10 protein-coding genes are annotated in these 9828 nt (G+C 54.3%); all 10 read left to right on the top strand.

Annotation, left to right across the window (positions count from 1 at the left end):
- Window positions 1-554: 554 nt before the first annotated feature.
- The 10 genes from pcnB (at window position 555) to mtnC (ending at window position 9752) form a co-directional block, all read left to right on the top strand.
- On the top strand, window positions 555-1922 hold the full coding sequence (gene pcnB, locus B3007_RS07140; RefSeq protein ID WP_301378175.1) for a polynucleotide adenylyltransferase PcnB: 1368 nt from the start codon (window positions 555-557) through the stop codon (window positions 1920-1922).
- A gap of 5 nt (window positions 1923-1927) precedes the next feature.
- On the top strand, window positions 1928-2422 hold the full coding sequence (folK, locus tag B3007_RS07145) for a 2-amino-4-hydroxy-6-hydroxymethyldihydropteridine diphosphokinase (RefSeq protein WP_301378174.1): 495 nt from the start codon (window positions 1928-1930) through the stop codon (window positions 2420-2422).
- A gap of 60 nt (window positions 2423-2482) precedes the next feature.
- Window positions 2483-3292, top strand: coding sequence for a 3-methyl-2-oxobutanoate hydroxymethyltransferase (gene panB / locus B3007_RS07150; RefSeq protein WP_297533855.1), 810 nt, complete (start codon window positions 2483-2485; stop codon window positions 3290-3292).
- On the top strand, window positions 3289-4149 hold the full coding sequence (gene panC, locus B3007_RS07155; protein ID WP_273089991.1) for a pantoate--beta-alanine ligase: 861 nt from the start codon (window positions 3289-3291) through the stop codon (window positions 4147-4149). Before panB ends, panC begins: the two co-directional genes overlap by 4 nt.
- Window positions 4150-4256: 107 nt before the next feature.
- A complete protein-coding gene (panD, locus tag B3007_RS07160; protein ID WP_076516573.1) occupies window positions 4257-4637 on the top strand; it encodes an aspartate 1-decarboxylase in 381 nt (126 codons plus the stop codon).
- 118 nt (window positions 4638-4755) lie between these two features.
- On the top strand, window positions 4756-6414 hold the full coding sequence (gene pgi / locus B3007_RS07165) for a glucose-6-phosphate isomerase (protein WP_076516571.1): 1659 nt from the start codon (window positions 4756-4758) through the stop codon (window positions 6412-6414).
- A gap of 387 nt (window positions 6415-6801) precedes the next feature.
- Entirely contained in the window at window positions 6802-7806 is a 1005-nt protein-coding gene (gene mtnA, locus B3007_RS07170) for an S-methyl-5-thioribose-1-phosphate isomerase (protein ID WP_301378173.1), read from the top strand.
- A 21-nt stretch (window positions 7807-7827) separates the two neighbouring features.
- Window positions 7828-8472, top strand: a complete 645-nt coding sequence (locus B3007_RS07175) for a methylthioribulose 1-phosphate dehydratase (protein ID WP_301378172.1) — start codon at window positions 7828-7830, stop codon at window positions 8470-8472.
- Between the two features lie 7 nt (window positions 8473-8479).
- The gene (locus B3007_RS07180) at window positions 8480-9025 is read left to right on the top strand and encodes a 1,2-dihydroxy-3-keto-5-methylthiopentene dioxygenase (RefSeq protein WP_301378171.1); all 546 of its coding nucleotides are present in this window, start codon (window positions 8480-8482) and stop codon (window positions 9023-9025) included.
- A gap of 7 nt (window positions 9026-9032) precedes the next feature.
- A complete protein-coding gene (gene mtnC, locus B3007_RS07185; protein WP_301378170.1) occupies window positions 9033-9752 on the top strand; it encodes an acireductone synthase in 720 nt (239 codons plus the stop codon).
- The last annotated feature ends 76 nt before the right edge of the window (window positions 9753-9828 follow it).

Genomic DNA, 9828 nt, shown 5'->3' on the forward strand with positions numbered 1-9828 from the left:
CCTGTGGGTTACACAATACGTAATCTTTCGTAACACTTCGGCCCACAGCACAACTCAAAAACCGGGGCAATGAAACATAAGCTATTGATATATATAGGTTTTTAAAAGTTGGCACACCATTCGCTTTATATTCATCAGAGAGCAACGCAAACTATAAAAATAACAAATGCGACGCCTCAGCAAGATCTCAGAACGAAGCGCACCAATAAAAATAACAAAGTGCTTCCAACGGGATCGGGTAGAGAAGAAGGGCCAACAATAAAAATAACAAAGGCCTCGGTGACAAATGTTTTGAATGCGCATTGAGCGCCGACAACAACAATAAAAAATGAGGCAGGGGATGCCCATTCAAAACATCTGTCGACATGGTTGCTGGGCATAACAATAACAACATCCGGCACCACCCGACTCAGAAAGCCGCACTGACCCCAAGCAGTGCGGCTTTTTCTTTGCCTGTTACCTACCCCTCCGGGCCAGCCTCAACTGTTTACTTTGTGTCCGCTCCGGCTTAGCTGTAAACTCGCTCGCAGATTAACCAGAGAACCACTTCTATCGTGACCCTGATCAACCGAGTCAAAAAACTGTTCAGCCAGAAAGCCGATGCTGACGATGTACAGCTACGTGTGATTCCGCGCGACGAGCATTCTATCTCCCGCACAAACATCAGTGAGCCTGCGCTGAAGGTGCTATATCGACTGCGCAAAGCTGGCTATGGAGCCTATCTGGTGGGTGGAGGTGTCCGCGATAACCTTCTGGGTTTGTCTCCTAAAGATTTCGATGTGTCGACGGATGCGACGCCAGAGCAGGTTAATGCGCTGTTCCGCAACTCTCGTCTGATTGGTCGTCGGTTTAAGTTGGTTCATGTGGTGTTTGGCCGCGAGGTCATTGAAGTCGCGACATTCCGCGCGCCACCCTCTGAAGAGCATTCGGATAAAGTATCCCGCCAGGGCGATCAGGGCATGATCCTGCGCGATAACGTCTACGGCAACAAAGATGAAGACGCGATGCGCCGCGACTTCACTATTAATGCCCTCTACTACAACATCGATGACTTCAGTGTGCATTCTTACGCTGGCGGTTGGGATGACCTCAAAGCCAAGCAGATCCGCCTCATCGGTGACCCGGCAACACGTTATCGGGAAGACCCGGTGCGCATGCTCCGTGCCATCCGCTTTGCGGTAAAACTTGGCTTCGACATCGAAGCGAAAACGGCCGCGCCGATTCGCGACATGGCACCACTGATGACTCAGATCCCTGCTGCTCGTCTGTTCGAAGAGTCTCTGAAACTTATTCTGGCAGGCAACGCACTGGATACTGTGCGCATGCTTCGTGACTATCACCTGTTCGAACCTCTGTTCCCGTCTGCGGAACAACGCATGCAGGAAGACGATTACGCCGTGTCTCTGATCGAGAACACCATGCGTAACACCGATGCCCGTATTCAGTCGGGTAAGTCGGTAACACCGTATTTCTTCCTGGCTGCACTGCTCTGGCCGCAACTGAATAAAGTGCGTCAGAAGTACGAAGACGATGGCATGGCCCCCCACCCTGCCCTACAGAAAGCCGCCGACAAAGTGCTTCAGGAACAGGTGAAAGCGACCGCGATTCCGAAGCGTTTCTCGATTCCGATGCGTGAAATCTGGGAAATGCAGCTACGCCTGCCGAAAACGCGCAGCCGCAAAGCTGCCGAGCTGACCCAGCATCCGCGCTTCCGTGCCGCTTACGACTTCCTGTTGCTACGTCAGCAGTCCGGCGAAGACCTGCAGGAGCTGTGTGATTTCTGGACCGAAATCCAGAAAGACCATCCACCAGCGGCGAGTCGTTCACACGATAGACGCAGTGATGGCGCAGGCGAGCGCAATGATGGCCAACGCCGCCGTCGCCCGCGTCGTCGTCGCAACGGCAATAACAACCGTAGCTGACCCCAATGACCACGGTTTATATCGGGCTTGGGGCCAACATAGACGGGCCCATCGAGCAGATTCATATCGCCCTGCGAACACTGAAAGCTCTGCCAGAGACTCAGCTCATCCGCTGCTCTTCTCTTTATGGCAGCGCGCCGCTTGGCCCTGAAGATCAGCCCGACTATGTGAATGCGGTCGCCGAGCTTGAGACAATTCTGGCGCCTCTGGATCTCCTCGATGCCCTGCAGGCAATTGAAAAGACCCAGGGCCGGATAAAACACCGCCACTGGGGCGAACGCTGCATCGACCTCGATATCCTTCTTTACGGCAATGAAACACTGAATTCAGAACGCCTGAATCTTCCTCACCACGAAATGGCGAACCGCTCTTTCGTGGTGACTCCATTACTGGAGATTGCGCCAGATCTCACCCTACCTGACGGGCAACGGCTCAGTCAGATCCAGCCCGCATTTGACGGCGATCTGCACAAGCTGCAATCGCCCGTTATTGACTTATAACCCACAATCCGCACCATACGCCCATTACCCGCGTATCGGGATTACCGGAGAATAAACAGCATGAGCGCTATCAGCATCCGCACGTTACAAAGCATGAAAGACAAGGGTCAGAAGTTTTCTGTACTGACCGCGTACGATGCCACCTTCGCCCAATTGGCCGCCGACGCAGGTGTTGAGGCTCTGCTGGTTGGTGATTCACTCGGTAACGTAATTCAGGGCCAGACCAGTACGATTCCAGTCACACTGGAAGAAATGGTCTATCACACGGCTGCTGTAGCACGTGGTAACGCCCGCGCTGAACGCCAGGCACTTATCATGACCGACCTGCCATTTATGACCTACGGTGATATCGCAACAGGCGTAGACAGCGCTCGTGCTGTCATGCAGGCCGGTGCTCACATGGTTAAAGTCGAAGGCGATGAGTGGCTGGTGCCACTTGTAGAAAGCCTGGCTCGTCAGGGCGTGCCAGTATGCGCTCACCTCGGCCTTACGCCGCAGGCAGTTAACAAAATGGGCGGTTATCGTGTTCAGGGTCGTGAAGAAGAGAAAGCCGACGCCATGGTCGCGCACTCCATTGCTCTGGCCGAAGCCGGGGCCGATATTATCCTGCTTGAGTGTGTTCCCAGCCCTCTGGCGAAGCGCATTACAGAAGCGGTTAACGTACCTGTCGTCGGCATTGGTGCGGGTTCAGACACTGATGCTCAGGTGCTGGTCTGCTACGACATGCTGGGCCTCAATACTCAGCACATCCCGAAGTTTGTGAAAAACTACATGACCGGTGGCCGCACTGTGCCAGAAGCAATCAAAGCATACGCTGACGAAGTCCGCGATGGCAGCTTCCCGGCCCCAGAACATGGATTCGATGCATGATCACTGTCCATACCATTGCCGAACTGCGGGAGCACGTCCGCAACGCTCGCATGAGTGGAAAACGTATTGGTTTCGTACCGACGATGGGGAACCTTCACGCGGGCCACATCAGCCTGGTTGATCGCGCCAACGCTGAGACCGATTACGTCGTCAGCAGCATCTTCGTGAACCCGCTCCAGTTTAACGACAAAACCGACCTGCAACGCTATCCACGCACCCTGCCACAGGATCAGGAAAAGCTCGCTGCGGCCGACTGTGACCTGCTGTTCGCACCGGACGTCGACGAGATGTATCCGAATGGCCAGGACGAGCAAAGCATTGTCCACGTGCCAGTGGTCTCTGAAGGCCTGTGCGGTGGCAGCCGCCCAGGGCACTTCGACGGCGTTTCTACTGTCGTAACCAAGCTGTTTAATCAGGTCCTGCCCGACGCCGCCTTCTTTGGTGAAAAAGACTTCCAGCAGGTCGCTGTGATCAAGAAAATGGTCAACGACCTGTGTATCCCGGTGGAGGTAGTCACCGTCCCGACTGCCCGCGCAGAAGACGGACTGGCCCTGAGTTCACGCAACGGCTACCTGACGGACGAAGAGCGCCAGCTTGCCACCGGACTCTACAAGACACTGAACGAAATTGCCGACGCGCTGAACGCTGGTGAGTCGCTGGAAAATAGCCTGAGCGCAGCTAGTCTTCGCCTTGAAGAGCGCGGATTCCGCCCAGACTATGTTGAAGTAAGATCTGCCACAGACCTGAGCCCAGCGGCATCAGGGGTTGCCGAGGTGGTCATTCTGGGGGCAGCATTTTTAGGCAATGCGCGCCTTATTGATAATCTGGTCGTAACGTTGAATCGCGGGATTGTTTAGGGCATACTTCCGCGCCTTACGCCTATAGGCCAGAAAATGAACAGTTCAGACAGCCGCCAAAAACGCGGATTTGGATTGTCCGAACAGAGAACTTGAAGGGTTTACCCATGCAAACCATCATGCTGAAAGCCAAGCTTCACCAGGCACGTGTGACTCACTCTGTGCTGAATTATGAAGGCTCTTGTGCCATTGACGGCAAGCTGCTCGAACTAACGGGCATGCGTGAGTTTGAACAAATCCAGATCTACAACATTGATAACGGCCAGCGCTTCACCACCTATATCATTCGTGGCGAAGACGACTCAGGCATTATCTCTGTAAACGGTGCAGCTGCGCACCACGCCAGTGTTGGCGACCGCATCATCATCTGCGCTTATGGCAACTACAGCGAAGAAGAACTGGCAACCTTTAAGCCAAAGATGGTGTACATGAACGAAGACAACACTGTCAGCCACACCAGCTTCGACATTCCGGTTCAGGTGGCCTGATCACACGATCACTGTCAAACTGACCACAAAGGCCGCCTCCGGGCGGTCTTTTTTTGCCCGTTGATTACCCACACCGTATACTCAATTCATTAGTTACGGAAAAAGTGCAGGAAAACCAATGGGATACACAGGAAGCCTGACGCAGTCAGCAGCGTGGAAAGACCTTCAGGAACACTACAGCCGCATCAGTGATCACCACATGCGTGACTGGTTTAACGAAGACCCCAACCGCTTTGACACCTTCCAGCTTGAAGCGGCAGGCCTTACCCTCGACTACTCCAAAAACCGCATCACCGAAGACACTATGTCTCTGCTGCTCAGCCTTGCCCGTGAGCAGGACCTGCCAGCGAAAATCGGAGCCATGTTCAATGGCGAAACCATTAACCGCAGCGAAAACCGTCCGGCACTGCACACCGCTCTGCGTAACTTCGGCGACCGAGACATCATGGTCGACGGCGAAAACATCATGCCAGAGATCCGCGAGACGGTTCATCGCATGGAAGAGTTCTGCTGGAAGATCCGTCGTAACCAATGGCGCGGCTACACCAACAAGCCTTTTACTGACGTGGTATCCATCGGTATCGGTGGTTCGTTCCTCGGCCCGAAACTGGCCTCCAGCGCTCTCAAGCCCTACTGGGACAGCCGCCTGAACATTCACTACCTTGCCAACATTGACGGCTCGCACATTACTGAGATTCTGAAGCGACTCGACCCGGCGACCACCCTCTTTATTATCCAGTCGAAATCGTTTGGTACTCAGGAAACCCTGAAGAACGCCAATGCCTGCCGTCAGTGGTTCCTGGATAATGGTGGTACCGAAGGCGACCTGTGCAAGCACTTCACCGCGGTGTCTTCCAACGTCGAAAAAGCCACTGCTTTTGGTATTTCTGAAGAGAACATCTTCCCGATGTGGGACTGGGTAGGCGGTCGTTATTCGCTCTGGTCGGCCATTGGCCTGCCACTGGCGCTGGCCATCGGGATTGATAACTTCCGCGACCTGCTGCGCGGTGCTTACCTGATGGATGAGCATTTCCGCACGGCACCACTCGAACACAATATGCCCGTCATCATGGCCTTGCTGGGTGTCTGGTACGTTAACTTCTTTGGTGTGAACTCACACGCCATCCTGCCGTACGATCACTACCTGCGCTCACTGCCTGCGCACCTGCAGCAGCTTGATATGGAAAGTAACGGCAAAAGCGTGACCATTGATGGCAGCAAAGTGAATTACAACACCGGCCCGGTTATCTGGGGCGGCGTAGGGACCAATGGTCAGCACGCGTTCCACCAGCTATTGCACCAGGGCACGCACTTCTCACCGTGTGACTTCATCATGCCGATGAACAGTCACAACCCGATTGATAACTTCCATGCGATGCTGGTATCTAACTGCCTGTCACAGAGCCAGGCGCTGCTGCAGGGTAAATCAGAAGACGAAGCCATAGAAGAGTTGGTTGCCTCAGGCATGAGCAAAGCCGAAGCCATGGTGCTGGCGCCACATAAAGTGATTCCGGGTAACCGCCCGTCTAACACTCTGTACTTCCCGAAATCGACGCCTCAGGTGGTTGGTGCACTGATTGCGCTTTACGAGCATAAAGTTGCCGCACAGGGCATGCTCTGGGACGTGAACTCATTCGACCAATGGGGTGTGGAGCTGGGCAAAAAGCTCGGCAACAAAGTACTCGATGCTCTGGAATCACAGAGCGCACCGGACGGTTTCGACGGCTCGACCAACGGCCTGATTAACGCCTTCCATCGCATGCAGAAGCTTCTGTAACCCGGAACACCCCCAGAATGTCTGAGTGCAGCACGTTGTAAATACATCCCTGTAAACTCTGTGCCAGCATCCCTGCTGGCAAAGGCTGCAAACAGACATTCTGGCGCTGTTGTTACCTCCGCAATGATTTTATTGCCGGCGCCCATGCCAGCAATGGCCGCTCACTACTTCCCATCACCCCATCGTTAACTCTGCAGCAGTAATTGAGCCCGGTATGCGGCAGCGACACACCATCTCCCACATGGATGTGGGAGCTGAGCATACAAGGACGTACTTGCTGCGTGTGTGGAGTGCCGTATAGCAGGGTGATACTCACCGGTACGCACGACAAGTCGAGGTGAAGAGGTGTAAAATGCGGCGCTTTAACTCCTCAGTCTGGTGTTACCTATGACAGCGCATTCATCATCGTTTCATGCCATCGAATGGCGCGGCCAATCGCTGCATCTTTTAGATCAGCGCGTACTGCCGCACACTCACACAGTGCATGAATACACCACCGCCAATGATGTTGCTGATGCCATCCGTGACATGGTCGTGCGTGGCGCGCCTGCCATCGGTATCACCGCCGCCTACGGTTACGCACTGGATGCTTTAAACGGCCGTGATCTTGGCGAAGCTTATAAAGTATTGGCAGAATCCCGCCCAACCGCCGTTAACCTTTTCTGGGCACTGGAGCGCATGGCCAGCTTGGGGACGGAAGATCCACACGCTCTGGTCGCCGAAGCGAAAAAGATTCACGAAGAAGACATCGCCGCTAATCTGGCAATGGGGCAGTTTGGCGCTTCGCTGATTAAAGAAGGCAGCCGCATTTATACCCACTGCAACACAGGCGCTCTGGCGACTGGCGGCCACGGTACCGCATTGGGCATCATCCGTTCTGCCTACGCCGATGGCAAAATCACCCAGGTATACGCCGGTGAAACCCGCCCATGGCTGCAAGGCGCACGCTTAACCGCATGGGAGCTGATGCAGGATAATATTCCGGTGAAATTGGTGTGTGACGGCGCAGCCGCACAGCTATTCCGTGCCAACGGTGCAGACTGGGTGATTGTCGGTGCTGACCGCATCACCGCCAACGGCGACGTTGCCAACAAAATCGGTACTTACAGCCTGGCTGTTTTAGCCAAACACCACGGCATGAAAGTCATGGTTGCCGCACCGACCACCACCTTTGACCTGACACTCGATAGCGGCAATGCCATCCCGATTGAACAGCGCCCGATGTCAGAAGTGACATCACTTAACGGCCAGCTAATCGCCCCTGAGGGCTGCGAAGCGATTAATCCATCGTTCGATGTCACCCCTGCGGAACTGATCGACGCCATCGTGACCGAGAAAGGCTTTGTCGAAAATCCAACGGTGGATAATATCGCCGTTATGGTCAACAGCTGAGCACTGGGCAGGTATTAACTGATGACCGCATTCAACAAAGCCGCATTCAACAAGGCAGACTTCCAGAAAGCCGCCGAAGAACTCTGCCGATACGGCCGCATTCTCTACGGTAACAACTGGTCGCCCGCCACCAGCTCAAACTATTCCGTACGTTTAAACGAAGACGTCTGTGCCCTGACCAGCTCCGGCAAACACAAAGGCGAGCTGACACCGGCCGATATACTTGCCGTGAACATGAACGGCGAACCGCTGTCAGAAGGTAAACCATCAGCAGAAACCGGCCTGCACACGCAACTGTATCGACGCGATGGCAATATCGGCGCCGTGCTGCATACGCACTCACCGACCGTCGTGTTACTGTCGCAGATCTGGAAAGAAAACAGCCTGAGCATCACCGGCTGGGAACTGCAGAAAGCCTTCGCTGGCGAAACCACCCACGAAGGCACAGTGACCTTCCCGATATTTCCTAACGATCAGGACATCGACCGCCTGTCTGCGCAGGTAGAAACGCACATGCAGGAACACGGTCAGGGACATGCCTACCTGATCCGTGGCCACGGGGTTTATACCTGGGGCAAAGACCTGGCAGAGTGTTACCGCCACCTTGAGGCGCTCGAACACTTGTTAGGTTACCAACTCGAATTATTAAAAATACGCCAACCGTGAGGCCACTATGAGCGTACTCCGCGTATACACAGACCACGACGTCACCAACCTGTTGTTCACCACCGACAACAAAGAAAAAATGGCCGCAAAACTGGCAGAAGCTGGTGTGCGTTACGAACAGTGGGAAACCGACGCAGAACTTGATCCGGGTGCGCCACAGGAAGAGGTCATCGCGGCCTACCAGAAAGACATCGACCGCCTGATGAAAGAAGACGGCTACCAGACTGTCGACGTGGTGAGCCTCAGCGCCGACCACCCACAGAAAAACGAATTCCGTCAGAAGTTCCTGAGCGAACACACCCACAGCGAAGACGAAGTGCGTTTCTTCGTGGGCGGCGAAGGCCTGTTCACCCTGCACATCGGCGAAAAAGTCTACGAAGTGCTGTGCACCGAAGGCGACCTTATCAGCGTACCCGCGAACACCACCCATTGGTTCGACATGGGCCCGAACCCGAACTTTATCGCCATCCGCCTGTTCAACAACCCAGAAGGCTGGGTCGCGAACTTCACCGGCAGCGATATCGCCAACCGCTTTAACCGTTTAGAAAACTGATTCCGCTATGCAGAACGTCAAACTGATCCTGACCGATATCGAAGGCACCACGTCTTCGATTTCCTTCGTTAAAGATGTACTTTTCCCGTACGCGGCAAACCACCTGCCCGCGTTCGTAAAAGAAAATATTAACGACGAAAAAGTTCAGACCGCCCTGCAACAAACGGCAGAACTCGCAGCAGAAGACGGTGACAATCTCAGCGCCAAAATCAGCGCCGACAATACAGACGCACTCATCGCCAAACTGCTGCAATGGATCAGCGAAGACCGCAAAGCCACCCCGCTCAAAGCCCTACAAGGCCTGATCTGGAAAACCGGCTACGAGAATGGCGACTACCAAGCGCATATGTACCCGGACGCCACCGAATACCTGAAAAAATGGCACGACAGCGGCCTGCCACTCTATGTGTACTCTTCAGGCTCAGTAAAAGCCCAGGAACTCTTCTTCGGCTACTCACAGGATGGCAACCTGCTGCCTTTATTCAAAGGCCATTTTGATACCCTGATGGGCGGCAAACGCGAGACTCAGTCGTACCTGAATATTCTTGCCGAACTGCAGAAAGCACACGCCGGTTTAAATGCCGCGGACGTGCTGTTTTTATCGGACATCAAAGAAGAACTGGATGCGGCCAGAGAAGCCGGAATGCAGACGGTATGGCTGCTGAGAGAGGATGATATTCCTGCGAATGCAGAGCATAACGCTGTGAAGAGTTTTGCGGAGATCTGAGTCTCCTCTATCGATATATCGTGCGCTATGTGCTCCCAACGCCTGCCCCCTTTTTGTAGGAAATGAGATGGACCCG

This window comes from Thalassolituus sp. UBA675 (assembly GCF_002297765.1).
Lineage (GTDB): Bacteria > Pseudomonadota > Gammaproteobacteria > Pseudomonadales > Oceanobacteraceae > Thalassolituus.